Source organism: Shewanella sp. Arc9-LZ (assembly GCF_010092445.1).
Taxonomy (GTDB): Bacteria; Pseudomonadota; Gammaproteobacteria; order Enterobacterales; family Shewanellaceae; genus Shewanella.
In genome coordinates this window covers 4,799,393-4,825,660 of the sequence record NZ_CP048031.1, presented here as the reverse complement: position 1 = coordinate 4,825,660, position 26,268 = coordinate 4,799,393, and the positions used below count along the sequence as shown (strand labels likewise).

Genomic DNA, 26,268 nt, shown 5'->3' with positions numbered 1-26,268 from the left:
TCAACTTTACGGGATAGCACTAATGTTAGATTAATTCTTTATGCATTGAGTGTGAAAGCCCAACACAATTAGCTTCACAGAAAAGCTAAATAACATTGATAGGTAGGAAATTATGGCTGAAGTAGCAAACAACGAAGCACAAGCACCACAGTTCAACATTCAGCGTATTTATACAAAGGATTTGTCTTTTGAAACGCCAAACAGCCCTGCTGTTTTCCAGAAAGAATGGAACCCAGAAGTAAAATTAGATTTAGATACTCGCAGCAACAAATTGTCTGACGACACATACGAAGTGATTTTATCACTGACTGTTACAGCTAAAAATGGCGAAGACACCGCATTTTTATGTGAAGTTCAGCAAGCGGGTATTTTCTCGATTGTGGGTTTAACTGAGCAACAACTTGCCCATTCTTTAGGTGCATATTGCCCTAACGTATTGTTCCCATACGCACGTGAATTAGTTGGCAACTTAGTTGGCCGTGGTACTTTCCCACAACTAAACCTTGCTCCAGTGAATTTTGATGCTCTATTTGCTCAGTACGTTCAACAGCGTCAAGCTGCTGCAACTGAAGAAACAACTGCGTAATTTATGAATAACGCTGCCGAAATTACGGTATTAGGGGCGGGGTCTTATGGCACCGCCCTTGCTATTTCTTTAGCCAGCAATGGCCATAAGACATTGCTTTGGGGTCACGATCCTAAAAGCATGCAAGTATTAGCGGAAAGCCGCAGTAATGAACGTTTTTTGCCTGGCATTCAGTTTCCTGATTGTTTATCCATCGAAGCTGATTTAGGCAAAGCCTTAGCCGCCAGCAAGAATATTTTGGTTGTTGTACCAAGCCATGTATTTGGTGACGTGCTTAAGCAAGCAAAACCATTATTGCGTGACGACGCACGTATTGTGTGGGCGACCAAGGGCTTAGAGCCTGAAACTGGCCGTTTATTACAAGATGTTGCTCGTGAGCAATTAGGTGAACATTATCCACTTGCAGTGTTATCTGGGCCTACCTTTGCCAAAGAATTAGCCGCTGGTTTACCTACCGCTATTTCGGTTGCGGGTACTTGCCCACAGTTTACCCATGACTTAGTCGAATTGCTTCATAGTCCAAAACGCTTGCGTGTATACGCAAATGACGATTTTATCGGCATACAATTAGGCGGAGCGGTTAAAAACGTGATTGCCATTGGTGCAGGTATGTCCGACGGTATTGGCTTTGGTGCAAATGCGCGTACCGCACTCATTACTCGTGGTTTAGTTGAACTGAGCCGTTTAGGTGAAGCTATCGGCGCCGATGCATCAACCTTCATGGGTATGGCGGGTTTAGGTGACTTAGTATTAACTTGTACCGATAATCAGTCTCGTAATCGTCGTTTTGGTTTGGCTTTAGGTCAAGGCAAAGACGTTATCACCGCGCAAGAAGAAATCGGTCAAGTAGTCGAAGGTTATCGAAACACTAAAGAAGTGTTTACCTTAGCCAAGCGCCTAGGGGTAGAAATGCCGATCACCGAGCAAATTTACCAAGTCTTATACCAAGGTAAAGCACCGGTTGAAGCAGCAAAAGAGTTACTTAGTCGAGACAAGAAATCTGAAACGCTGAAAAAATAGTGCAACAGAGCGGCTAAGTTAACCGTGAATAGATACTAAAAAGGATGCTAAAATAGCATCCTTTTTTGCATTTAATATTTATCAATTAAATACAAAACAACCCATTTAAAGTGTGGAGTAAAACGTGAAACATCATGACGTAATTATTATCGGCGCCGGCGCGGCAGGATTAATGTGTGCTGCTACTGCGGGCTATCGAGGTCGTGATGTATTGGTGCTAGACAATGCCAAACAAGCTGGTAAAAAAATTCTTATCAGTGGTGGCGGGCGTTGTAACTTTACCAACCAAAAAGTTGAGCCACATCAGTTTATTTGTGGCAACCCACACTTTGTCAAATCGGCATTAGCTCGCTATCGTTCAAGTGATTTTATTGAGTTGGTTGAGCGTCATGGTATTGAATACCATGAACGTGAGCATGGGCAGTTATTTTGTAATGACTCAGCCAAAGAGATCGTTACCATGTTAATGACTGAATGCGAGTGGGCCGGCGTTAAGGTAAAGCTGCGTACTGAAATGCTATCTGTTACTAAAACGGATACAGGATTTAATTTAACTACCTCAAATGGTGATTTTAGCTGCGAGTCATTAGTGATAGCGACTGGCGGTTTATCCATGCCCAAATTAGGTGCTACGCCTTATGGCTATAAGCTGGCAGAGCAATTTGGTTTAACGGTGTTATCAACCAGTGCTGGTTTAGTTCCATTTACGTGGCATGCCGAACAAAAAGTGCGCTTTGAGCCGTTATCGGGTATTGCCGTGCCAACAACCATTACCGCCCAAGACGGCACTCAATTTAGCGAGGCCTTGTTGTTTACTCATCGTGGTCTATCAGGCCCAGCAGTACTGCAAATTTCTAATTATTGGCAACCAGGTGAAGCTATTTCTATCAATTTATTACCGGGTGAAAACGCGTTAGATAAAATTGAATTTGCACTGAAACATCATCCAAAGCAAAGCCTACGCAACACCTTAAGCCAGTGGTTACCTAAACGCTTGGTTGAAACACTATTTGACGAGTCTCAACTGGATAAAGCATTAAACCAACTCGGCCACGGCGAGCGAGAAAAACTCGCTAACGACTTAAACGACTGGTCTATTACCATGAATGGCACCGAAGGTTACCGCACCGCAGAAGTCACTTTAGGTGGCGTTGACACCATTGAATTGTCATCTAAAACCATGCAAGCGAATAAGGTCTCTGGATTGTACTTTATTGGTGAAGTAATGGACGTAAGTGGTTGGTTAGGCGGGTTTAATTTTCAGTGGGCTTGGAGCTCAGGTGTTGCTGCAGGATTGGCAGTTTAATTGTGTAGAGACAATAAAGTTTGCCCGTAAGCACTAAAGTTTGCCCGTAAGTGCAAATGACCCGTAGTGGCCAACTCATTTTTTAATGATGCTACATGCTGAATTCAGGACGACGTTAAACGAAAAGCTGATTAAAGGGTTTCCTTATGGGTAAACTCTTTTGTCATTATTTCGATCACTAATATTTTTTATTGTTCTGCACAAGATCTACCGCTCAAAAATTACTTAATATCTTATCCTGTAACATACTTTTTCAACTTAATCGTGTAAGTTAATCGTGTAAATTAATTGTGAACTTTTTATTCTTTAGTCAGTAAACTCTCACAATTGTCGTTAGCTTAATAAGGGAATTGTTGAAAATGTTAAAGTTGAACCTTGTTTCTTATTCCGTGCTATTAGCCTTTTTGGCTAGTTACAGTGCAATTGCCAACGAATCAAACTCTCTCGATCTTAGTCTGCAAGAGTTACTGAATGTCGAAGTCACTTCGGTATCAAAACAAAAGCAGCCTTTATCGAATTCACCTGCTGCAATCTATGTCATCACAAGCGAACATATACGTAATTCTGGTGCTACTTCTATCCCGCAAGTACTTCGAGATGTGCCAGGGCTGCATGTAGGGCAGATTGACTCTCAAAAGTGGGCTATCAGCAGCCGTGGTTTTAATGGGCGCTACAACAACAAATTACTGGTATTGATGGATGGCCGAACCCTTTATTCTCCAATATTTTCAGGTGTCTACTGGGAGGTTCAGGATACGCTGATGGCCGATATTGAACGCATAGAAGTTATACGTGGGCCTAGCGCGGCAATGTGGGGCGCCAATGCAGTAAACGGTGTGATTAATATTATTACCAAACACAGTGCAGATACATCTGGTGGTTATGCAGAATTGGGGGCTGGCGATTATGAGCAAGGATTTGCAGGTTTTCGTTATGGTTCCACATTATCAGATAATGCAACATCAAGAGTGTATGTAAAAGGCCATAGCAGAGACTCGCTTGAGTATAATTCGCAAGATCTCGATAGCGGTCTTGCGGAGCAATTAGCCACTGTTGATAAAGACAACGATTGGATGCATCTTCAAGTGGGAGGCCGCGTTGATATGGAGCTTGATACGGGCACAAGCCTTATGTTGAGCAGTGATGTGTACCGCACTGAAATGCAGCAGACCTCTTATTACCCTTCATTAGTTGGTCCGTCATATCGTGATTTTAATAGTAATGACATCAGCAGCGATGGCTTTAATTTATTATCAAAACTCACCAAAGCGTTATCTCCAACCTCTCAATACAGCCTTCAAGCCTACTACGATTATGCAAAAAGAGATGATGATTGGTATGGTTTTAGTAGTGAAACGGTTGATGTTGATTTTCAGCATCAGCTACTTGTTGGACAAAATCATAATATTATCTGGGGACTCGGTTACCGCTTTATTCAAGATGATTTCGACCAAAGCACTATTATTGTAAGTAGCGAGTCAGAATCAACTCGAACCAATTTGTGGAGCGCATTTATTCGTGATGAAATTACGTTAGTTGATGATGAGTTGTGGTTGACGTTAGCATCACGTTTCGAACACTATGACTACACAGGCTTTGAGGTTCAACCGAATGCTCGCCTGATGTGGCAGTTGAATAAAAAAAATAATCTGTGGGCCTCTGTTGCACGCGCAATCAGAACTCCGTCGCGGATAGAAAATAATCTATCGGTGAACTCACAAATCATACCGCCTTCAGTTCAGTCACCATTGGTTAGTATATGGGTGGCTGGTAACGAGGATTATAAATCTGAAGTCATCATTTCGTATGAGGTAGGTTATCGATTTACGCCCGCTAAAAAATGGTCATTTGATTCAACAATTTTTTATAACGATTATGACCAATTGCGCAATGCTCCAGCCGGTGCAACAGATTTCAGCACATTTCCCAATTACATTTCGCAATACTTAACATTCAGTAATGATCTTGATGGATATAACTATGGATTCGAGCTCTCATCTCAGTGGGCTGCAACTGATACTATCCAATTCAAAGTAAATTATAGTTTTACTCAAAATGAATTTGGTGCCAGTCAAAGTCAAAATACTGATGCCCCAGAGCATATGATATCGACAATGATGGATTGGAGCATTAGCGATAATGTTGATTTTAATCTAGTTTGGCGTGTTATTGATGAAGCTTACGTATTGAATATCAATGACCTTAGTACTAAGGAAATTGATAGCTATAGCGGAGTTGATTTAGGACTGCACTGGAAGGTTAAGCCTGATGTCATGTTATCAGCATTCGGGAAAAATTTACTTCATCCTGCAAACCTTGAGTTTGAAGGAGAAAGTTACCAACTCCCTTATCGTGTGGGACCAAGTTATTATATTAAAGCTACTTTGACCTTTTAGGGTAGCAACATTGAAAAACTCAAATTTAAGTCGACAGTTACTGTATTCATTATTGGTCGTGGGAGCTATTTTGCTTCCGCGAGTCTCTATGGCGCAGAACGCATTCGAGTTAAAAGCGGCATTAACCTATAACTTTGCTAAGTTTACTCAGTGGCCTGAAGCGCGTCTTAATACCTCATCTGCATGGAAAATATGTTTTTTCGGAAATCAATATCACGACAGTTTCATGGGACTTTCCGATAAAACGCTGGGAACTCAGTCTGTGATGGCCATTGAGTTATCTGGAATAAGCCAAATCGATCAGTGCGATGTTGTATTTGTAGACACTAACTCTAGGGAGTTAACCCATAGATTGTTAGTGGCTGTCGATAATAAGCCTATTTTAACGGTTTCGGATATCACAGGTTTTGCAATGCAAGGCGGGATGATTGAAATCGTCGAGCAAGATAAGCGATTGTATTTTAAAGTTAATATGCAGGTGGTAGCAAAATCTGGATTAACTATCAGCTCTCAAGTATTGAAATTGGCACTTGAGGTTAAGCGATGAAAGTAATGAATTTGTCATCGAAGTTTATCGTTTAACATAATGCTTAGCGATATTATCGCGAGCAATAGTCTATCAGCAATTATGTTTAATCCTTTCGAGGTAGTCAAAAGAGGTTAACTTGCTAATGATATTACTGGATTGGCCGATAGTCATATTTATGTCATCAAAAATTAACAGAAGATCAAAATTGAGATATTTGACGATTCATTTTTGGTAGGTTGTTGATAAAATGTTAATGGATTTGCCATTGAACATACTTTAAACTTAATCGAATAAGTTGTTTGTGTGATTTAATTTTTTGAAAAATAAATTGGCATTGTTGTCTTTGGCTTGGTGAAGGAATTATTGAAAATGTTAAAGCTGAAAATGACTTTTTATTCTGCATTATTTGTTTTTTCTGCGAGTTCTACAGCTATAGCCGCTGATTCAGACTCTTTAGATCTCAGTCTACAAGAGTTAATGAATGTTGAAGTGACTTCTGTATCAAAACAAAAGCAGCTTTTATCTAATTCACCCGCTGCAATTTATGTCGTCACCAGCGAAAGTATTCGTCGCTCTGGGGCAACCTCAATCCCACAAGCACTTCGCGATGTGCCAGGGCTGCATGTTGCGCAGATTGATTCACAAAAATGGGCCATCGGTAGCCGTGGTTTTAACGGCCGCTACAATAACAAACTATTGGTATTGATGGATGGTAGAACCCTTTATTCTCCAGCTTTCTCCGGTGTTTATTGGGAAGTACAAGACACACTCATGGCAGATATTGAACGTATCGAAGTCATCCGTGGTCCAAGTGCTGCTTTGTGGGGCGCCAATGCGGTTAATGGTGTGATTAACATTATTACCAAACACAGTGCCGACACATTAGGAGGCTATGCAGAGCTAGGTGCCGGAGATTATGAACAAGGTTTTGCTGGTTTTCGTTATGGTTCGACATTGTCTGACAAGGTCACGTCGAGAGTATATTTAAAAGGCCATGAAAGAGATTCGTTTGAGCTTGACCCAAATGATCTTGAGAGTGATTTACTGGTACCATTTGCTGATGCTGGCAAAGATAATAGCTGGCAGCATCTGCAATTAGGTGGGCGCATTGATATTCAGCTTGAGACAGACACAAGCCTCACGTTAAGCAGCGACTTTTATACGTCGAAGATGCAGCAAGCACCTAATATTGCATCAACAGACGCGCCGCTATACCGAGAGTATTATACTGACGAAGTCAAAAGTGATGGCTTTAATCTGTTATCAAAGTACACCAAAGCATTATCGGCAACCTCTGAATATAGCGTACAAACCTATTACGATTATGCAAATAGAGATGAAAATTTATATGGTTTAAGCAGTGAAACATTTGATGTTGATTTTCAACATCAGTTAATTGTTGGACAAAATCATAATGTTGTTTGGGGATTAGGATATCGTTATATACAAGATGATCTCGGCTCCAGCCCTATTCTAGAAAGTAGTGAGGCTTTCTCGACAAATACTGATTTGTGGAGTGCATTCATCAGTGACGATATTATGTTAGTTAAAGACGAGTTGTGGCTTACTCTGGCTTCGCGCTTTGAACGTAATGATTACACTGGTTTTGAAGTTCAACCCAATATTCGTCTTAGATGGCAGTTAGATGCAAAAAACAGTGTATGGACTTCTATTGCTCGAGCAGTGCGAACCCCGTCAAGATTAGAAAATAATATATCTGTAAATGGCCTGAATATACCGCCTTCTGACGAGGCCCCACTGGTTAAGGTATGGGTGTCGGGTAACGACAACTTTGAATCCGAAGAAATTATCTCATACGAGATGGGGTATCGTTTTATTCCGGCAAGCCAATGGTCTTTTGATACTACCGTGTTTTATAACGATTATGACAAACTGCGCAGTACTTCAATAGCTGCAACAGATTTCAGTACATTTCCTAATTACATTTCGCAACATTACCTATTTGGAAATAGCTTGGACGGATATAACTATGGGGCTGAGTTATCTTCGTTATGGGCTGCAACGGATGCGCTTCAGTTTAGAGTCAATTACAGCTTTATCCAAAGCGAATTTGGTGACAGTTTAAATCAGAATACCGACGCACCAGAGCATATGTTGTCGACCATAATTGATTGGAATATTACCGATGATGTTGATGTTAACTTCGTATGGCGTTTTGTCGATAGCACTAACTTAATAAGCCAAAACGGCACAAGTATAAAGACAATTTCTAGCTATCATAGTGTTGATATTGGAGTGAGTTGGGACATCACGCCTGAGGCTACACTATCGGCCTACGGGAAAAATTTACTTCACCCAGCCCACCTTGAATATGAAGGAGAAAGCTTACAATTCCCTTATCGGGTAGGGCCAAGTTACTTTGTTAAAATGACTTTAACTTTTTAAGGTCGCGACAATGAAAAAAGCTAATTTGAGTCGACAGATATTGTATTCATTATTGATTGTATTTGTGCTGCTTCCGCGTTCATCAATAGCCCAGGACTCGTTTGATTTAAAAGCGGCGTTTACCTATAACTTTGCTAAATTTACTCAGTGGCCTGAATCGCGTCTCCATGAAAAATCGGCGTGGAAAATATGTTTTTTTGGTAATCAATATCGTGACAGTTTTATTGAATTGGCTAATAAAAAACTGGCCGGTCAATCCATTGCAGTCATTCAACTTTCAGAAACAAGTGCTATCGCACAATGTGATGTGGTCTTCATTGATACCAACTCAAGAGATTTAACCCGTCGTTTGTTTTTGGCTGTCGATAATAAACCTATTTTAACGGTTTCGGATATCTCGGGGTTTGCAGTGCAAGGAGGCATGATTGAAATCATCGAGCAGGATAAACGATTATATTTCAATATTAATAGTAAGGTGTTAGAGGCATCAGGCTTAAACATCAGTTCACAGGTATTGAAATTAGCACTTGAGGTAAAGCGATGAAAATAATAAATTTTGCATCAATCCGAACAAAGTTGATTTTTTCAATGCTAGCGATCGCTATTATTGTCATTGTTATTATTTCTTCATCATTAATCACTAAACAATATGCCGTGACAAAAGAGAAGGCCGAACAAGGCTTGGCGGTGTTAAGTGATATTGTTGCGAGCAATAGCCTGTCAGCGGTTATTTTTAATGACCCAACATCAGCAGAAAAAACCTTATCTGCACTTATTGCTCAACCAGATATTATGCATGCGGCAATATATAACCCTACTGGGAGTCTATTTGCTACTTATCAGGGCAATAAGGCTTATCAAAGTAGTATTGATCAGCAAACGTTATTAAATATTATTTCTTCCAAGAAAAAACTGACGCAGTTTAATCAAGATGGCGTGCATTCATATACCCCACTAGTATTTGAAGGTGAGGTGGTGGGATTACTGCATATTACCGATAATATGAACGAATTCACCAAGCAACTAGACGACTATTTAGTACTTGTTTTATCCACCAGCATTTTTGCCATTTTTGCCAGCTTGTTGGTGATGTTTTGGTTGCAATCGTTATTCACCAAGCCACTTAATACCCTGTTAGAAGTGATAGAACATATCTCAAATAATAAAGACTATACGCAACGCGTAAACCTCAAGTCTAATGATGAATTCTCTCAGTTGGCGCACAGCTTTAATGTGATGATCGGCGAGGTTGATGCCCGAGGTAGACAATTAGAAACCATTAACCATGAATTAGAAAATCGAGTATCAGAGCGCACGTTTGAATTACAACAAACCCTTGAGATTGCCAAAAAAGCCAGCCAGGCCAAATCTGAGTTTTTAGCGGTAATGAGCCATGAAATTAGAACGCCACTCAATGGCATTGTTGGTTTTTCAGATCTACTGACCTCTTTTAAATTAAATAAAAATGTGTCCAACACGGTTCAAATGATCAACGACTCAGCACAAACATTGCTGGTGCTGTTGAATGAAGTGCTCGATTTCTCGAAAGCAGACGCCAATAAAATGGATTTAGACATTAAAGAATTTAATTTGCCCGATCTTGTCACTTCTGCATGCCATTCTCATAAAGTGTCGGCAGAGAAAAAGGGCCTTAATTTTGACGTGTTCATATCGCCATTGATCCACGAAAACTATTTGGGTGACTCCGTCAGAGTGCGACAAATTATTAATAACTTTGTCTCAAACGCTATAAAGTTTACACACCAAGGCGCTATTTCGGTACAGATAAGCGAGCACATGGAGGCTTCAGATACCTTTATTACGTTTACAGTTAAAGATACCGGTATTGGCATTGCGACAGCTAAACTAGAGAGTATTTTTACCCCCTTTATGCAGGCTGATAACTCTATTACCCGCGAGTTTGGCGGAACCGGCCTTGGTTTAGCCATTTGCCAACAACTCGTCGTATTGATGAATGGCCGTTACGGTGTAGAAAGCACCTTAAATGAAGGCAGCAACTTCTGGTTTAGCATTCCACTTGTACCACAAGACAACTCATTCATCGCTTCTCCTGCAGTAGTTGAACCGGATAAGAGTGTTCAGGCAACGTATCGATCAACAACCGTGCTTGTTGCTGAAGATAATGTGGTCAATCAGCTGGTGGTAAAGAGTCTGCTAGCGTCTTTGGGGCATCAGTGTGAAATTGTTAATAATGGCCAAGAAGCCATTGTCCGAGCGAGCGAGAAAAAGTTTGATTTAATCTTTATGGATTACCATATGCCAATAGCTGATGGAATAGTTGCAACTAAAGCAATCACTGAGTTAGGTCAGAATGGTATTAATAATGAAACCCCTATCATCGCACTTACTGCAGATATCCAACCAAGTGTTAAAAGGCTATTCCGTAATGCTGGCGCTAAAGACACGTTGTTAAAACCTTTTACCCGCCAGAACCTATCTGAATGTATGAATAAATGGGTGTTTGAACCTGCGAGTCTTTCCGAGGTTGTCGAAGATACTCAGGACGAGGCGTCGTTAGTATTTGTTGATGGACCGCTTGATGACATTCAACAAATTTCGCCAGATGACTCGTACGATCTTGTTAACAGCATAGTGGATTTGTACTTACAAAATGCACCTGAGTTAATTAAAAATATTATAGAAGGCGTAGTCGACAATAATGCCGACCAAGTCTTTAAATCTGCACACTCTTTAAAGTCCAGTTCGGCCAATGTCGGGGCGATAAAAATTCAAATGTTAGCGAGCCAAATAGAGTTGTTTGCACGTTGTGGTGACTTGAGCGATGCCAATCATCTCGCAGACACATTATTGCCCGTGTTTGAACAAACGAAAGAGGCAATATTGCTAAAGTTAGCGAGGTTTGTTTAATGTTATTAAATACACTTCAAGATGTGGTGCTAATCGTTGATGATGACCCTGTCATTCGGATTCTGATGCGTCGAGCATTAAACCAGTCAGTGGGTAGTATTATTGAGGCGAGTAGTGGTGAAGAGGCGATACAGCTTTTTTCTGAGCACTCTCCAGATTTAATATTACTCGATGTGTCGATGGATAACATGGATGGTTTTGAATGCTGTTCAATGATCCGTTCATTACCTGAAGGGGATAATGTCGCCATTATTATGGTGACAGCACTAGATCAGCCGCAAGATATTCAAAAGGCCTTTGATGTAGGTGCAACAGACTTCATGACTAAACCGGTTAAGTGGCCGCTGCTGAGTCACCGCATTCACTATGTGCTGAAAGCTAATAAAACAATCAAAGAGTTAACTAAGAGTAAAAACAAACTCGCCAGAGCACAAAGTATTGCGCACTTGGGCTCGTGGGAATGGGACTTCAAATCCAGTAAGTTAGACTGCTCTGATGAGGTGTATCGCATGCTGGGTATGCTACCTCAAGAGATTGATATTACGTTCTCCAAATTGTTAGAAATCATCCACCCAGATGACCGAGAATTCTTAAAGCTAACCGTTAAAACAGCCTTAAAAACCAGGCAGTCGTATGATATTGAATATCGTGTGTTACATGGTAGTGGAGAGGTGATTACCCTGCATGATAGAACCGATATCACTTACGATTTTGGTGAACCACGGATTAATGGCACTTTGCATGATATTTCTAGTCGGAAAAAGTCAGAGCAAGAAATCGCGTATTATGCCTATTACGATACCTTAACGGACCTGCCGAACAGACGTAAGTTTTTGTTGCAGTTGGACTCTGCGATTGCTCTAGCTAAGCGTCACACAACCAAATTAGCATTGTTGTTCATTGATTTAGATCATTTCAAAAGAATAAACGATACGTTGGGGCATAAAGCGGGAGATGAATTGTTATGCGAAGCAGCCACACGTATTAAAAACTCGGTACGCATGTCAGATGAGCTCAGTGTGGGGAGTCGGGGAGATTATGAAAATGAACACCTTGCCCGTTTGGGCGGGGACGAATTCACCCTACTTTTATGTGAACTAGAAGTGTTCGATAATGTAGCGGTTATTGCTCAGCGAGTGCTAGATGCACTCTCTAAGCCCTATATTATTCAGGGACAGCAAACGTTTATTTCGGCCAGCATAGGTATTTCGTTTTATCCTGATGACGGCGCTACCGGCGATATTTTGTTGCAGCATGCAGACACAGCCATGTACGAAGTGAAAAATAACGGCAAAAACGGTTATCAATTGTTTTCTCATGATATGCATAAGTCGTTAATGGATCGGCTTCAAATAGAAGCTGAACTACGTGAAGCGGTAAGATTAGGCAATCAACTTATGTTGTATTATCAGCCACAAGTTGACTCTGTGAATGGCAATATTATTGGGTACGAAGCATTGCTACGTTGGAATCATCCAACAAGAGGCTTGTTAGCGCCGATAGATTTTCTCGCGATTGCTGAAAGTAGCGGCTTGATTATCCCTATTGGAGAATGGGCTTTGCTTGAAGCTTGTAACAAAGCGAAGAAAATACACATTGCAGATGCGAATTTTCAGCGCATGGCTGTTAATCTATCGGCATTGCAATTCAACCATGCAAATATTTTTGACCACGTTAAAAGTGCACTTGTTGAAACCGGTTTACCACCAAGCTTACTCGAGCTTGAAATTACAGAATCAGCCATCATCAGTAACGTCGATGAGGCGATTGCCTTGCTGTTTATGTTAAAAAAACTAGGTGTGAAGTTAGCCATTGATGATTTTGGAACCGGCTACTCTTCATTAAATTACTTAAAGAGCTTTCCCATTGATACATTGAAAATAGATAAATCGTTTGTAGATGGCATTGTGAGTAATCAAAAAGATGCCGCTATTGCTCGCACAATTGTGCAGTTAGCACTTAATTTAGAACTCAGTACGATAGCTGAAGGAGTCGAATTCATAGAGCAGCATGAGTTACTTAAGGCTATGGGGTGTACTAATTTACAAGGTTATTTGTATAGTAAACCCTTACCTTCGGAAATGGTTTGATTGTTATGTAATAGGCTCTCCAAATTGACCATTAACGTAAATTGGTGGCAGCAAAAAGGGCATATTTAAATGAGCGCGCCAAGACGCTTTTAATATCATTAATCCTTTAAGCCGATCAATTCATATTGAGTCGGTTTTTTTGTATCTCTACTTGTATATATAAATAATCATATATACACTTGGTCGTATATTTTTAATTCTTGTTTATCCGTTATGAAAAAGAAAACTGTGTTGTTTCTATGTACTGGCAATTCGGCGCGTTCGCAAATGGCTGAGGCGTTGTTACGCAATAAAGCGGCTGATCAATTTGATGTGTTCAGTGCCGGAACATCGCCAGAACAAGTCGATGTTCGAACTATTGAGGCTATTACTCACTTTGGTATTGATGCGGGTGATTTAGTGTCTAAGCACTTGCAGACTTTTGCTGGCAAAGACTTCGATTATGTTATTACCCTTTGCGAAAAAGCTAATAATGAATGTCGTAGTTACCCTGGTGCAGGTAAACAATTGGCATGGGATTTCCCTGATCCTAAAACCCGTACAGGTAATCATCCATTTTCAAGCACCATGACCGAGCTTAACAATCGTTTGTCGATGTTTTTGCGGGTGGAAAATAAAGTCACTTCCAAGGCCTCGAATGAGATTATCATCGAGACAAAAATCGAAGATCGCAATCAATCTGCCCCAGAACGATTAATCGATTTCGATCCCATTACATTTTATAAATGCCTTACCGATGACATTCGCCTAAAAAGCTTAATGCTGACCCATTACCACGGTGAATTGTGTGTGTGCGAGCTGATGGAAGCGCTGAATGAAGAAAGCCAACCAAAAGTATCGCGCAATTTAGCCTTGTTAAAAAAGGCTGCGATTATTAGCGACAGAAAACACGGTCAGTGGGTGTTTTATCGCATCAATCCTAACTTACCTCAATGGGCTAAATCAGTAATAGCAGAAACCACTGAAAACAACCTTGGGTTGATTATGTCGCCATTAGAGCGGTTAGACATTATGCAAAATAGACCGAACAAGGTGAGTTTTTGTCGTTAATGCTGTGTTGTAAAAAATATTATTAATATTTTTGTGTTGTACCCTCATTGTTTGGAGTCTTGTTATGGGCATGTTTGAACGGTTTTTATCGGTATGGGTTGGTTTAAGTATGTTGGCCGGAGTGTTGTTAGGTTTATGGCAGCCAGATATCTTTCAAGCTATAGCAAACCTTGAAATCGCCCACGTTAACTTGGTTGTTGCGGTATTTATTTGGGTGATGATTTACCCCATGATGGTGCAAATTGACTTTTCGGCAATGAAAGATGTGGGTAAAAATCCCAAAGGATTATTGCTGACCGTGGTTATTAATTGGTTAATTAAACCCTTTACCATGGCGGCATTAGGATGGCTGTTTTTTAAGGTGTTGTTTGCCGATTTGGTCGACCCTGCATCTGCACAAGAGTATATAGCAGGGATGATTTTATTAGGTGTTGCGCCATGTACAGCGATGGTTTTTGTGTGGTCACAACTAACCAAAGGAGATGCGAATTACACCTTGGTGCAAGTGTCGGTTAATGATGTGATTATGATTTTTGCCTTTGCGCCAATTACCGCATTATTACTGGGCGTGAGCGATATTCAGGTGCCATGGGAAACCTTGCTTATTTCGGTACTACTGTATGTGTTGTTACCGCTATTGGCCGGAGTGACAACACGTTACTTGCTTAATCGCCGCCATGGATTAGCCGCAGTTAACTCATTTTTGGCCACCTTAAAACCATGGTCGATTATCGGCTTACTGGCTACTGTGGTGTTGTTATTTGGTTTTCAAGCTGAAGTCATTGTGTCTGATCCGCAAACCATTGGCTTGATAGCTGTGCCTTTGATTATTCAAACTTACGGTATTTTTATTATTGCGTATATAGCAGCTAAATGGCTTAAATTATCCCATAACATTGCCGCTCCAGCTTGTTTAATTGGCACCTCTAACTTTTTTGAACTGGCGGTGGCCGTGGCGATATCGCTATTTGGGCTACATTCTGGAGCCGCGTTGGCTACAGTGGTTGGGGTATTAGTTGAAGTGCCGGTGATGTTATCGCTAGTAGCCATTATTAATCGAACTCAACATTGGTTTAATCACTGATTTAGTCGCCTTGTGAGTTCAGTTTTATGAGCCAATTTGTTGAAAGCGTTTTTTAAGTTACTTTTTGGAGTTAACCATGCAACCTCATCCTTATGATGTTTTAACGTTAGATAATGGCGCCAAACTGATTTTTACTCCGTGCCCTGGTACCAAAGATGAAGCTGTATCTGCGTCAGTTGCTACATTGAAGGCGGCAGGTACAAAAATGCTAGTCACCTTGATGTTCGATGATGAAATCGTACGCAATGCAGCAGAATATTTACCTGCAGAATGTACCAAACAAACCATTACCTGGGTGCAATTGCCCATTGCTGATGATGCCGCGCCAGGGCAAGAGTTTGAAACCCAGTGGTTAGCCCATAAAACCCAGATTATTGAATTGTTAAATAACCAAGGCATTATTGCAGTGCATTGCAAAGGCGGTTCGGGCCGCACTGGATTGGTGATTGGTCTGATATTAGTCAGCTTAGGCTGGCCTAAAGATAAAGTCATTAATGCAGTACAAGCATTGCGGCCCAAGGCGCTAGTTCATCCGGTTCAGCGTGAATATTTTGATGCATTTAATGGTTAGCATGTAGTGATGAACCTTTGAAACGATAACTTAACAATGAGAGCAAGCTCAGGACACCATTATGACGATAAAAATAGGTATTAACGGTTTTGGCCGTATGGGACGTTTATCAATGCGCGCGGCATATGATTGGGACGATGTTGAAATTGTGCATATTAACGATCCTGCTGGTGATGCAGCCACGCTGGCGCACTTAATGACCTTTGATTCAGTCCATGGTCGTTGGCATCATGAGGCGACCCATAATGGTGATGCCATTGTGATTAACGGTAAAGCTATTCCTTGCAGCCATAATGTAGCCACCCCAGACACTGACTGGTCAAAATGCGATGTGGTGATTGAGGCCTCTGGCAAGATAAAAACCAAAGCCTTGCTACAAGCTTACTTAGATCAAGGTGTAAAACGGGTTGTGGTGACTGCGCCAGTAAAAGAAGACGGCGTGCTCAATATTGTGATGGGCGTTAACGATGATTTATACGACAAAGCCATCCATCCCATCGTTACGGCAGCATCGTGTACCACCAACTGTTTAGCGCCAGTGGTAAAAGTGATTCATGAAAAGATAGGTATTAAGCATGGCTCAATGACTACGATCCACGATATTACCAATACTCAAACTATTCTAGATGCCCCCCACAAAGACTTACGTCGTGCCCGTGCGTGTGGCATTAGTTTGATACCCACTACGACGGGTTCGGCTACCGCAATTACTCATATATTCCCAGAGCTAAAAGGTAAGTTAAATGGTCATGCGATACGGGTACCGTTAGCCAATGCGTCACTCACCGATTGCGTATTTGAAGTGACTCGTGGAACAACGGTTGAAGAAGTAAACCAACTATTGAAGCAAGCAGCTGATACTGAACTGCAGGGCATCATGGGTTATGAAGAACGCCCATTAGTGTCGGTAGATTATAAAACCGACCCACGCTCAAGCATTATCGATGCGTTGTCGACCATGGTGGTGAATGATACCCAAGTGAAACTGTATGTGTGGTACGACAACGAGTGGGGATACGCTAATCGTACCGCTGAGCTCGCCCGCAAAGTCGGCTTAGCAGACAAGGAATAAGCTTCATGGGGCTGGATACATTGCGTACCTTATCACCATCGATAAAACAGTACTTATTGATTACCGGTAATTACTGGGCATTTACCTTAACCGATGGCGCTTTGCGTATGCTGGTGGTGTTGTATTTCCACCAATTGGGTTACAGCCCGTTAAATATTGCGATGTTGTTTTTGTTTTATGAGATTTTTGGTGTCGTGACTAATCTTGTTGGTGGTTGGTTAGGCGCACGGCTTGGCCTAAATAACACTATGAATATTGGCTTAGGCCTACAAATAGTGGCACTAGTTATGCTAACTGTACCTGCTGACATGCTAACCGTCATGTACGTTATGGCTGCTCAGGCGCTGTCGGGCATCGCCAAAGATTTGAATAAAATGAGCGCCAAAAGCGCCATTAAAACCTTAGTGCCCGCAGATGCAGAAGGTAAGCTTTACCAATGGGTTGCGTTGTTAACGGGCTCTAAAAATGCCTTAAAAGGAGTGGGATTCTTTTTAGGTGGTGTGTTACTCACAAGCCTAGGGTTTAGAGGCGCCATTATTTTAATGGCCACGTTATTAGGCATTGTATGGTTATGTAGTTTAGTGACCTTAAAAGATGATTTAGGCAAAGCGAAAAACAAACCCAAATTCAAAGACATTTTTTCTAAAAGTCAGGCAATTAATTTATTGTCGGCGGCGCGGATGTTTTTGTTTGGCGCAAGAGATGTATGGTTTGTGGTGGCATTACCGGTATTTTTAGCCACAACTTTTGGCTGGGATCATTGGTGGGTTGGTAGCTTTATGGCTAGCTGGGTGATTGGTTATGGTGTGGTGCAATCCATTGCACCTTATTTCACCGGTAAACGACAGGGAAAAGTGCCGAGCGGCCGAGCTGCTTTTACATGGGCAACTTATTTACTACTCATTCCTGCCGCGATTGCAGTCGCACTACATGCCGATTTTTATGTGCTAGAAAGTGTCGTCATCGGTTTATTAATGTTTGGCGCGGTGTTTGCGATTAACTCATCACTGCATAGCTACTTAATTGTTAGCTATGCTGGCAGTGATGGCGTGTCACTGGATGTGGGCTTTTACTATATGGCCAATGCCATGGGAAGGTTGATTGGAACGATACTGTCAGGTTGGGTCTATCAAGCCTATGGCTTAGAAGTTTGTTTATGGATATCGAGTGGTTTTATAGCTCTTGCTGCCTTAATTTCACTTAAGTTGCCTCATAAAAGGTAAACCATTACTACCACTAAATGCATTTTTGTTTACATATCGATATTTTGTTATCTAACCGTGATAGCCTGAAACTCTTACCGTATCATCGGTAAAAATTGCCTGTTCGCCTATGGCTTCTTCATTATTTTTTTTCTTACCTTAAATTTAAAACGTCTGTAAATCATGGTTTTATAGTTTTTTGTTGAAGTTGGCATGATGCTAGCTTTAACTAATACATAGTCGTGGTGTGAATCGTTAATTTTTACGATAGAGATAAGATATTTGTTTCAATCGTCAGCGTAAATTCAACGCACATCACAATGTAAACCGTACACCAAGGAGGTTTTTATGTTGGGCTGGACATTAATGTTTTTAGTGATAGCCGTTATAGCGGGTCTATTGGGGTTTACTGGTATTGCTGGTGCAGCAGCAGGTATCGCGAAAATTATTTTCTTTATTTTTATTGTGTTGCTAGTGATTTCGTTAGTAGCCAATGCGATTAGAGGCAAAGCTCCCCGAGGATAGTATTAACCCCTTACCTTAATCTAAGTTGAGGCTGCTTAAACAAGTTTATACGATTACAACCATCATCTAGGAGATGAATATGAATTTATTAAAACTACTGACAATGGCAAGTTTAATGGTGTTGTTAACGGCCGGTTTATCAGCATGTTCAGATAACAAAGCTGAAAATGCAGGTGAGAAAGTGGATGAAATGATCCAAGATGCCGGTAATGCAGTTGAAGATACATGTGAAGATGTTAAAGAAGGTATGAAAGCAGAAGATCCAGACTGCTAAGCATTATACCAATCACATTAACTATTTTATTTGTTTAAGTCGTTAAGTTTTACAACTCAAAATGCATTGTTCTAGGTAGAGTAACTCCATTTAAACCAATGTAAGTCGAAGTTGAATGTTTGACTGACAGCGACGTAATGACCAGATAGTTATTAAGATAAGTATTAGCCTAAGCAGCACACATGTGCTGCTTTTTTTACAACAGGAGGACCACAATGCTAACCCGTATTCATATTAAATATTACTATACTGTTGGCGCATTATTGGCTTTGTGCTTATGTGTGGCGCTTCCTTATGTGTTACTTAAGGTTATTTTTGCTTGGATTGCATTATCTTTAGGGCTGGTGAGTTCAGCTTATTGGTTTAATAGCGCAGGCATTTTCCGAAAAAGCCAAGATGGCAGCATTCCTTGGTATATCAGTTGGAGTTTTGTTCCCTTTTTAATGGGGTGCCAGCTGTATAACGCCTGGGCAAGAAAGCACGACAAAGTGCCCGTAATCCAAAAAATAGATAAGCAGTTGTATTTAGCCTGCCGATTGTTTCCCAGTGATATTGACCGACTTAAGCATGAAAAAATTGATGCAATTTTGGATGTTACTGCCGAATTTGACGCATTAGAGTGGACCTTGTTTGATGAAAATATTGGCTATTTAAATATTCCCATATTAGATCACAGCGTACCGACTGTCGCGCAGTTAAATCAAGCCATTAATTGGTTACACACTCAAGTCAGTAATGGTAAAAATGTAGTAGTGCATTGCGCGCTAGGCCGGGGGCGTTCGGTGTTGGTATTAGCGGCTTATTTAGTCTGTCGTGAGAGAAATCGTAATGTTAATGATGTGCTTAAATCCATCAATAGTATCCGCCAAACGGCACGGTTAAATAAATGGCAGTTGGCCGCTATAGAAAAAATGCATAGTCGGCAACAAATTAATATTCACAAACGTGCTTGGTTGATTGTTAACCCAGTGTCTGGTGGTGGTAAATGGCATGATGAAGCAGACCATATTACCCAAACCTTGACGGATTACTTTCAGCTTGAAGTGCTGTATACCGCCAAAGATAAGTCTGCAGTGCAATTAGCCAAACAAGCTAAACAAAAGGGCGCAGATATTATAGTTGCCTGTGGTGGCGATGGTACGGTTAACGAGGTGGCATCAGTGATTGTTGATACCGATATTTTCTTAGGTATTATTCCGATGGGAACCACCAATGCACTAAGTCATACTTTGTTTGGCGCCGCCAGTAAATTGGTGCCGGTATCGCAAGCGCTTGATATTTTGATTCAAGGTTATTCACAACGTGTTGATACTGCTACATGTAATGATGAGTTGATGTTGTTGCTGGTGGGGCTAGGCTTTGAACAAAAAATGATAGCGAAGGCTGACCGTGACCAAAAAGATGCCCTAGGACAATTAGCCTACCTTAATGGTTTGTGGGAGGCGGTAGGCGAAAACCAGCCATTGTCGATAAGAGTGCAGATCGATGGTGGCGATATTAAAGTGATTAACACCACTAGCCTAGTGATAGCCAATGCTGCGCCATTTACTAGCTTGTTAGCGCTAGGTAATGGCGAGCCCAATATTACCGATGGCTTGTTAGATATTACCTGGATTGAATCGAGTGAGACATCGCCACAACAGTTATTGAGTATGACCGAGTTGCTATTTGCAGGCTTAACTGGAGAACGTGAAGATAATCAACAGAGTCAAATTCATCATGAGCAAGCAAAAAAAATCTACTTAAACACAGATTCGTCTTGCCAATATGTGATCGATGGTGAGTTATTTGAATCAGAAGATTTGTGTATTAAAGTCAAACCCAGGTCATTAAATGTGCTTGTGCCAGAAGCGAGCAAACACGTTTAATGAATGGGCGTTTAATGACGCTATGGTTCGTCTGAACCGGTTTGGTCTTCGTATTTACTGAGTTTGTTGTAAAGGGTTTTGACGCTAATACCTAGCTGTTTGGCAGTATCATTTTTATTGCCCAATGAGTTGTCGAGCGCTTGATAAATAGCTACTTTTTCAAGTTCATCTAAGCGCATACCAGCAGGTATTTGTACGTCGTCAGCTAAAGGCTCAGTTGATGGTTCCAGAGGTGTCACCGTGATATGACTCGGTAAAATAGTATCTTCTGCCAAAATATATGCACGTTCTATTGCGTGTTTTAGTTCGCGAACATTTCCGGGCCATTTTTGTTGTTGGATAAGTTTAATCGCATCATCTGAAAAGGTTTTAGTCAGTTTTTCAGCAGTATTTCGGTAGGCTAAAAAATGTTGTGCTAGGCCACTGATGTCATTGCTACGATCGCGTAATGGTGGCACTAGGATAGGGAAATGCGCTAAACGAAAATATAAATCTTCGCGGAAACGCCCAGCATCAATAGCGTCAGCTGGATCGCGATTGGTGGCAGCAACAATGCGAACATTGGCTTTTTTAAGCTGTTGTGAGCCGACAGAGCGATATTCATTGTTTTCGAGTACGCGTAACAATTTTACTTGATGTTCTAGCGGCATTTCGGTGACTTCATCAAGAAATAAGGTACCGCCTTCTGCTTGCTCGAATACACCACGGTGATCACGATGAGCACCGGTAAAAGCGCCTTTTACATGGCCAAACAGCTCACTGTCGACCAGTTCAGGGCTTAATGCACCACAGTTAATGGCGATAAATGGTTGGTTGATTCGGTGACTGGCCAGGTGAATGGTGTTGGCTACAAGCTCTTTACCCGCACCGCTTTCACCGACAATAAGTACGTTGCTTTCGGTTACGGCAACTTTACGAATAGTACGATACAACTTGTGCATTGCCCGCGATGAGCCAACCAACAAACCGTATTGGTCTAGTTCACTAGAAAATGGCTGTTGTTGTTTTGTCGATTGTGACTGCAAGTCTTGGGCAAAGTCTTCTAAGGTGTCGTTGATTGCGTCGGCATCGTAAGGCTGACGAAAATGATAACCAGCGCTTTTTGACATTAAGTAATCTAAGTTAGGATTCGGTTTACCTTCGCTTAAGAAGATGAACTCAATATCAGACATTAACGCACTGTCAGTTAACTCTGCGTATTCTAGTTGGCTTAATTGCGATAATTCAATAATAGCAACGTCTATCGAGTTACTGTGCAGTTGGTCTAACCAGGGCTGGTCAACTGAACTAGCAATCTTATTAAAGTGCTGGCAACTCGGTAAGGCAAGGAGTCGTGCTTCACCTTCTTGACGACGGTGTAGATGATAAAAAAGTGTTGGACGTGGCATGCCGATTCACTCCCTGTGGTATTAAGTCCAATGTTTGCTTTGGGTGCCTTGTGACTACCACAAACAATCATTCAGTGTTGTTAGGCCATTAACGTATAACTAATACTATAATAACACTAATAATCAAATGGTTAATTAAATATTGTCCATGTGTACGACGTGTTTATGTTTAGGCTTTGCTTACATCAGATGTGCTGGGGCTCTATAGGTTATACAACCTATAGAGCAAAGTGTCAGTTAAATTATCCAATGCAGGAGGATTTACGTTGAAATCATTTACTCGAGACGAACAGGTTGAGTCCGATGTATGGCTATTACATGAGGCAATTGATTTATGCCAAGAAGGACAGCAATTTTATACCCAAGCTACATTAGGAGCCGACGATTACAACATCAAACGGATTTTTATCCGCATGGCCGACATTAGAAAATGCATGCTGGATCGTTTAACTCCTTTGTTTAGCGTGGTGCGAACAAGCCAAGCAAGGCCAATAGACAGTCAAACTTACCATCAACAATCCTCACATCGACACTATGCTAAGGCTGAGCAGGTTATACAGCATAAGCCGTTACCCCAAGCGATAGCGGTATTGGTTGAAACCGAACAACAGGTCTTGGCTCATTTAAAGCAAACGGCTAGAAAAACTAAAAACCAGCGTGTTGCTAGCCAACTTGCCGAAGGTATTGCTTGGCTGCAAATGAGCTGTGACACCATGAAAAATCTCTCCGTTGCTCATACCTAGTCATATGCACGCACTAAAAAAGCGCATGATAATCAATATTGTCATGCGCTTTTTTATTGTTCGGGGTGTTGTTAATTATTGGCTAACGCGTGTTTTTCTGACTGGTAACATAATGGTTTTGTATCTATTGAATTAGCCATAGTCTCAATATCTAGAGAGTTTATTGAATGAGAGATCAGGTTGATTTTGGCTAATCTACATTGAGATCCATTAACACCCATTGCGACGATGAAAAATTTACCTAGCGTCGGTAAAAAAGTCCGATATCGTTGTCCATAAAGTTTATTAAAATAAACACTAAAACCAGTTATTGTTAACTTTAACAGTTGGTTATGAAAGTTGGCATGGTTCACGCATTGTATTCCTTGAGATTAACAACGGAGGAAAACTTTATGAACAAGACCACATTATCTGTAGTAATGAGCATTATGTTAGGTTCAATGGCATTCGGTGCAAATGCAGCACAAGATTGGCAAGATGATGCAAAAGATGCGTGGATCGATGGTAAAGCTGAAACCACACTTTTGTTAAATGCAAATCTGAACTCATTTGATATTAATACCGACGTGCATGATGGTAACGTGACCCTAACAGGTAAAGTTAACAGCAGTGTTGATAAGTCACTTGCTGGAGAGTTAATTAGAAGCTTAGATGGCGTGAAAGACGTTAACAATGAGCTTTCGGTGATGAAGCAGTACAGTGATGAAAACAGCAAGGATTTAAGTGACTCACTCACAGATTCGAAAGTTGCTACCGTAGTGAAAACCCGATTATTATTCTCTGCTGACGTGTCAGGTTCCGATATTAACGTCGATGTCGCTAATGGCGTAGTGACATTAAAAGGCACAGTGTCGAGTGATGCAGAACGTGATTTAGCCTTAGCCATCGCTAAAAACACCGATGACGTAAAAGATGTAGTCGATGAGTTACGTGTAACAGGATAATCTATTCGGTTATACTCAAACCAGCCTTTGGGCTGGTTTTTTTATGCCTAAAAAGCATGTGTAGCACTTAATACCAATCTCATTAAATATCTGATCAGTTCAGAGTCTCTCAGGTTTTTTAATTCAAGGCGCATTGATGTAGAAATGGCTGTTCCCTTTTAAATCGATGCAACACAGAAGTGGAATACCTGAGAGACTCCATTCTGGCGGGTTTCAAAGTACTTTATGCTGCGTTAGATGTTTTCAAAATACGACGGCATGGATGCTGGAGGTAGAGTAACGCAGGAGCTTGTTACCGAGAATCACTATTCGCTTCAATCATCTGCCTTGCCTACAGTACTTTGAACTCCCGCTGAAAGATCACATATTTAATAGGATTGGTATAACTTATGGATGCATTTTTCTGTGACAAACCATGTGATAAAACTGCTGTTAAATGTCATGCCGTGGTTGGCTTTGGCTAGTGTTACTGCTATCTGGCTGTGGCAATGTGTTGTGCCAAGCGCAAACCGATAAACAAGTGGATTCCCTCAAGCAATATGAAGCCCAAAAGCGTTGTGAACAGTTGGTAGATAAGCATATGGACAATAGCTATCGTGATGGACGTGATGACAATATGCCGTTATTACAAGAGTCGATAGCCAATAATACCCATAGTGATTAATGCTGTTTCATTCAGAATGGTTCAAGCAATTTCTTACCTATCTATTGACGGTCTTATTCGTTCTACTTTGCGTAGGCTTTTTTCTTATCAGAAACCTGACTGATGTTAATTACCTTTATGTTGAACACCTCTGTGGAGAAAGCTGGGTTTAACGCAGCCGTATTAATAGGTAATTGTTTGTTTCAAGGTCCGCTTACTGAGCTTAAGTTTTGTCGGAAACATGTTTAGGTTGTGTATATAGATGATGGGTTGATACGGAAGTTGATCATTAAATAATTAATTTAGTAGAACAATTTATAGATAAAAGCACATGTTTTTGTTTGTTAACAACTAAAGTTAGCCGACTGGTCTATTCTTAGTTATCCTATCACTAAAAAAGGGAGGCTAAATGAATAAAAGTGCAGCGAGTAGACAGTCAATATGCGTCGTAGGTGAAAAGCTTTTTGCGTTACACGGTTATAGTGCAGTGGGGATTAAATTGATTCTCGACGAAGTGGGTATTCCTAAAGGTTCTTTTTATCATTACTTTGCCAGTAAAGAAGCATTTGCCGCAGCCGTGGCCGAACATTATTTCCAGCAACGTATTCAACCTATCGCTATCGATTCAAGCGTAAACTTTAAAACTAATTTATCTACTGTGCTAAATGGATATCATCAACTCATTGACGAGCTGTTTAGTGGCAGTGAACCACGCGGCTGCTTGATGGGTAACTTGATGGTAGAGGTCAGTAGTCAGTCGCCGCAACTGCATCAAACCTTGAATCAGCTTTATGATCAATGGATCGGCCTATTGAGCGCACTTATTCAACAAGGGCAGCAACAAGGGCATATTCGTGCGGACTTACCGGCATCAACGTTAGCGAGTGTTTTTTGGTCAAATTGGCAAGGAACTATGCTACGCTGCCAAATTAAAATCGATAAAATGGCAGCTAAACGGGCTTTAGTGCAGTGCATACAAATGATGACTCGTTAACGCTAAGCGGTGCAGCGGTTATTTTTATTGTGTATTGCGGCAAAAATATTTATATTTCGGATGATTTTTCGGGGTTTGGAGTGGGTTGAATTGGCTAAAAGATTATTGTTTAGTTGTTTAGTGCTGTTGTTATCTGCATGTGCGTCTTCGCCTGCTGTGGTTATCGCGTCTAAGCCCGTGGTGGTTCCTCCCATGCTTAAGCCAGAACCACCTAAGTGGAGTGAGTCGAACCTACTGAGTTTTCATAATCAATGGAAAGGCACTCCATATCGTTTAGGTGGCCTGAGTAGAAATGGCGTAGATTGTTCAGGGTTTGTGTATTTGGCCTACTTGAATATTGTTGGCGACAAGTTACCTCGTACAGTGAACTCGCAACGTATTTTAGGTAAAGAAATACCGCGTAATCAGTTAAAAACTGGCGATCTCGTTTTTTTCAAAACCACCCGAACCGTTCGTCATGTCGGTATTTACATGGGCAATGACCGTTTTCTACATGCCTCGACTAAAAAAGGGGTAAAAATTTCGAGTTTGAATAATATCTATTGGAAACCTCGTTTTTGGTTTGCAAAACGCTTAAAAAACCCAACTGCTGAGCAAAATATGTCGATCGCTAGTCTTGTTGATCATGTTCAACAGCAAGACGATTTATAATTTGGCAGCAGTTTAACTAGCTGGTGCCGTTTTTCGC

The 26,268-nt window shown here is 41.1% G+C and carries 23 protein-coding genes; 22 read left to right on the top strand and 1 reads right to left on the bottom strand.

Going from position 1 to position 26,268, the window contains the following annotated elements; genetic code table 11:
* Positions 1 to 112: 112 nt before the first annotated feature.
* From secB to GUY17_RS20620, 17 genes are all read left to right on the top strand, one after another.
* On the top strand, positions 113 to 586 hold the full coding sequence (secB, locus tag GUY17_RS20700) for a protein-export chaperone SecB (RefSeq protein ID WP_162024216.1): 474 nt from the start codon (positions 113 to 115) through the stop codon (positions 584 to 586).
* A 3-nt stretch (positions 587 to 589) separates the two neighbouring features.
* On the top strand, positions 590 to 1,606 hold the full coding sequence (gpsA, locus tag GUY17_RS20695) for an NAD(P)H-dependent glycerol-3-phosphate dehydrogenase (RefSeq protein WP_162024215.1): 1,017 nt from the start codon (positions 590 to 592) through the stop codon (positions 1,604 to 1,606).
* 124 nt (positions 1,607 to 1,730) lie between these two features.
* The gene (locus tag GUY17_RS20690; protein WP_162024214.1) at positions 1,731 to 2,912 is read left to right on the top strand and encodes an NAD(P)/FAD-dependent oxidoreductase; all 1,182 of its coding nucleotides are present in this window, start codon (positions 1,731 to 1,733) and stop codon (positions 2,910 to 2,912) included.
* A gap of 359 nt (positions 2,913 to 3,271) precedes the next feature.
* Positions 3,272 to 5,308 carry a TonB-dependent siderophore receptor gene (locus GUY17_RS20685; RefSeq protein WP_162024213.1) on the top strand — a complete coding sequence of 679 codons (2,037 nt, stop codon included), beginning with the start codon at positions 3,272 to 3,274 and terminating at the stop codon, positions 5,306 to 5,308.
* A gap of 10 nt (positions 5,309 to 5,318) precedes the next feature.
* A complete protein-coding gene (locus GUY17_RS20680) occupies positions 5,319 to 5,855 on the top strand; it encodes a YfiR family protein (protein ID WP_102035687.1) in 537 nt (178 codons plus the stop codon).
* 351 nt (positions 5,856 to 6,206) lie between these two features.
* Complete coding sequence (locus GUY17_RS20675; RefSeq protein WP_162024212.1) at positions 6,207 to 8,243, top strand: TonB-dependent siderophore receptor; 2,037 nt, start codon at positions 6,207 to 6,209, stop codon at positions 8,241 to 8,243.
* A gap of 10 nt (positions 8,244 to 8,253) precedes the next feature.
* Entirely contained in the window at positions 8,254 to 8,787 is a 534-nt protein-coding gene (locus GUY17_RS20670) for a YfiR family protein (protein ID WP_101088672.1), read from the top strand.
* Entirely contained in the window at positions 8,784 to 11,132 is a 2,349-nt protein-coding gene (locus tag GUY17_RS20665; RefSeq protein WP_162024211.1) for an ATP-binding protein, read from the top strand. The genes GUY17_RS20670 and GUY17_RS20665 overlap by 4 nt, the downstream gene beginning before the upstream one ends.
* Positions 11,132 to 13,222 carry an EAL domain-containing protein gene (locus GUY17_RS20660; RefSeq protein WP_162024210.1) on the top strand — a complete coding sequence of 697 codons (2,091 nt, stop codon included), beginning with the start codon at positions 11,132 to 11,134 and terminating at the stop codon, positions 13,220 to 13,222. Before GUY17_RS20665 ends, GUY17_RS20660 begins: the two co-directional genes overlap by 1 nt.
* A gap of 213 nt (positions 13,223 to 13,435) precedes the next feature.
* Positions 13,436 to 14,272 (top strand): metalloregulator ArsR/SmtB family transcription factor, encoded by an 837-nt coding sequence (locus tag GUY17_RS20655; RefSeq protein WP_162024209.1) that lies wholly within the window; start codon positions 13,436 to 13,438, stop codon positions 14,270 to 14,272.
* A 64-nt stretch (positions 14,273 to 14,336) separates the two neighbouring features.
* On the top strand, positions 14,337 to 15,356 hold the full coding sequence (gene arsB, locus GUY17_RS20650; RefSeq protein ID WP_162024208.1) for an ACR3 family arsenite efflux transporter: 1,020 nt from the start codon (positions 14,337 to 14,339) through the stop codon (positions 15,354 to 15,356).
* Between the two features lie 76 nt (positions 15,357 to 15,432).
* Complete coding sequence (locus GUY17_RS20645; RefSeq protein ID WP_162024207.1) at positions 15,433 to 15,927, top strand: tyrosine-protein phosphatase; 495 nt, start codon at positions 15,433 to 15,435, stop codon at positions 15,925 to 15,927.
* Positions 15,928 to 15,988: 61 nt separating this feature from the next.
* Complete coding sequence (locus tag GUY17_RS20640) at positions 15,989 to 16,999, top strand: ArsJ-associated glyceraldehyde-3-phosphate dehydrogenase (protein ID WP_162024206.1); 1,011 nt, start codon at positions 15,989 to 15,991, stop codon at positions 16,997 to 16,999.
* A 5-nt stretch (positions 17,000 to 17,004) separates the two neighbouring features.
* The gene (arsJ, locus tag GUY17_RS20635) at positions 17,005 to 18,222 is read left to right on the top strand and encodes an organoarsenical effux MFS transporter ArsJ (protein WP_162024205.1); all 1,218 of its coding nucleotides are present in this window, start codon (positions 17,005 to 17,007) and stop codon (positions 18,220 to 18,222) included.
* A gap of 327 nt (positions 18,223 to 18,549) precedes the next feature.
* Positions 18,550 to 18,726 (top strand): DUF1328 family protein, encoded by a 177-nt coding sequence (locus GUY17_RS20630; RefSeq protein ID WP_101088664.1) that lies wholly within the window; start codon positions 18,550 to 18,552, stop codon positions 18,724 to 18,726.
* A 79-nt stretch (positions 18,727 to 18,805) separates the two neighbouring features.
* Positions 18,806 to 19,000 carry a hypothetical protein gene (locus GUY17_RS20625; protein ID WP_101088663.1) on the top strand — a complete coding sequence of 65 codons (195 nt, stop codon included), beginning with the start codon at positions 18,806 to 18,808 and terminating at the stop codon, positions 18,998 to 19,000.
* Positions 19,001 to 19,215: 215 nt separating this feature from the next.
* Positions 19,216 to 20,868: a diacylglycerol kinase family protein gene (locus tag GUY17_RS20620; RefSeq protein ID WP_162024204.1), complete on the top strand. Its 1,653-nt coding sequence runs from the start codon at positions 19,216 to 19,218 to the stop codon at positions 20,866 to 20,868.
* Positions 20,869 to 20,888: 20 nt separating this feature from the next.
* Here GUY17_RS20620 and GUY17_RS20615 read toward each other — a convergent pair whose 3' ends face one another.
* Entirely contained in the window at positions 20,889 to 22,256 is a 1,368-nt protein-coding gene (locus tag GUY17_RS20615; RefSeq protein ID WP_101088661.1) for a sigma-54-dependent Fis family transcriptional regulator, read from the bottom strand.
* Positions 22,257 to 22,522: 266 nt separating this feature from the next.
* Here GUY17_RS20615 and GUY17_RS20610 point away from each other — a divergent pair, with 266 nt between their 5' ends.
* The 5 genes from GUY17_RS20610 (at position 22,523) to GUY17_RS20590 (ending at position 26,231) form a co-directional block, all read left to right on the top strand.
* Positions 22,523 to 22,999 carry a glutamyl-tRNA reductase gene (locus GUY17_RS20610; protein WP_162024203.1) on the top strand — a complete coding sequence of 159 codons (477 nt, stop codon included), beginning with the start codon at positions 22,523 to 22,525 and terminating at the stop codon, positions 22,997 to 22,999.
* Positions 23,000 to 23,391: 392 nt separating this feature from the next.
* A complete protein-coding gene (locus GUY17_RS20605) occupies positions 23,392 to 23,943 on the top strand; it encodes a BON domain-containing protein (protein WP_162024202.1) in 552 nt (183 codons plus the stop codon).
* 463 nt (positions 23,944 to 24,406) lie between these two features.
* Positions 24,407 to 24,607, top strand: a complete 201-nt coding sequence (locus GUY17_RS20600; protein ID WP_162024201.1) for a hypothetical protein — start codon at positions 24,407 to 24,409, stop codon at positions 24,605 to 24,607.
* Between the two features lie 388 nt (positions 24,608 to 24,995).
* Positions 24,996 to 25,580: a TetR/AcrR family transcriptional regulator gene (locus GUY17_RS20595; RefSeq protein ID WP_162024200.1), complete on the top strand. Its 585-nt coding sequence runs from the start codon at positions 24,996 to 24,998 to the stop codon at positions 25,578 to 25,580.
* A gap of 60 nt (positions 25,581 to 25,640) precedes the next feature.
* Complete coding sequence (locus tag GUY17_RS20590; RefSeq protein ID WP_162024433.1) at positions 25,641 to 26,231, top strand: C40 family peptidase; 591 nt, start codon at positions 25,641 to 25,643, stop codon at positions 26,229 to 26,231.
* The last annotated feature ends 37 nt before the right edge of the window (positions 26,232 to 26,268 follow it).

Bases quoted from the DNA above. Each gene is read 5' to 3' on its own strand.
- secB (WP_162024216.1), top strand. From the start codon at position 113: ATGGCTGAAGTAGCAAACAACGAAGCACAAGCACCACAGTTCAACATT.
- gpsA (WP_162024215.1), top strand. From the start codon at position 590: ATGAATAACGCTGCCGAAATTACGGTATTAGGGGCGGGGTCTTATGGC.
- GUY17_RS20685 (WP_162024213.1), top strand. From the start codon at position 3,272: ATGTTAAAGTTGAACCTTGTTTCTTATTCCGTGCTATTAGCCTTTTTG.
- GUY17_RS20675 (WP_162024212.1), top strand. From the start codon at position 6,207: ATGTTAAAGCTGAAAATGACTTTTTATTCTGCATTATTTGTTTTTTCT.
- GUY17_RS20670 (WP_101088672.1), top strand. From the start codon at position 8,254: ATGAAAAAAGCTAATTTGAGTCGACAGATATTGTATTCATTATTGATT.
- GUY17_RS20665 (WP_162024211.1), top strand. From the start codon at position 8,784: ATGAAAATAATAAATTTTGCATCAATCCGAACAAAGTTGATTTTTTCA.
- GUY17_RS20660 (WP_162024210.1), top strand. From the start codon at position 11,132: ATGTTATTAAATACACTTCAAGATGTGGTGCTAATCGTTGATGATGAC.
- GUY17_RS20655 (WP_162024209.1), top strand. From the start codon at position 13,436: ATGAAAAAGAAAACTGTGTTGTTTCTATGTACTGGCAATTCGGCGCGT.
- arsB (WP_162024208.1), top strand. From the start codon at position 14,337: ATGGGCATGTTTGAACGGTTTTTATCGGTATGGGTTGGTTTAAGTATG.
- GUY17_RS20645 (WP_162024207.1), top strand. From the start codon at position 15,433: ATGCAACCTCATCCTTATGATGTTTTAACGTTAGATAATGGCGCCAAA.
- GUY17_RS20640 (WP_162024206.1), top strand. From the start codon at position 15,989: ATGACGATAAAAATAGGTATTAACGGTTTTGGCCGTATGGGACGTTTA.
- arsJ (WP_162024205.1), top strand. From the start codon at position 17,005: ATGGGGCTGGATACATTGCGTACCTTATCACCATCGATAAAACAGTAC.
- GUY17_RS20630 (WP_101088664.1), top strand. From the start codon at position 18,550: ATGTTGGGCTGGACATTAATGTTTTTAGTGATAGCCGTTATAGCGGGT.
- GUY17_RS20625 (WP_101088663.1), top strand. From the start codon at position 18,806: ATGAATTTATTAAAACTACTGACAATGGCAAGTTTAATGGTGTTGTTA.
- GUY17_RS20620 (WP_162024204.1), top strand. From the start codon at position 19,216: ATGCTAACCCGTATTCATATTAAATATTACTATACTGTTGGCGCATTA.
- GUY17_RS20615 (WP_101088661.1), bottom strand. From the start codon at position 22,256: ATGCCACGTCCAACACTTTTTTATCATCTACACCGTCGTCAAGAAGGT.
- GUY17_RS20605 (WP_162024202.1), top strand. From the start codon at position 23,392: ATGAACAAGACCACATTATCTGTAGTAATGAGCATTATGTTAGGTTCA.
- GUY17_RS20595 (WP_162024200.1), top strand. From the start codon at position 24,996: ATGAATAAAAGTGCAGCGAGTAGACAGTCAATATGCGTCGTAGGTGAA.
- GUY17_RS20590 (WP_162024433.1), top strand. From the start codon at position 25,641: ATGATTTTTCGGGGTTTGGAGTGGGTTGAATTGGCTAAAAGATTATTG.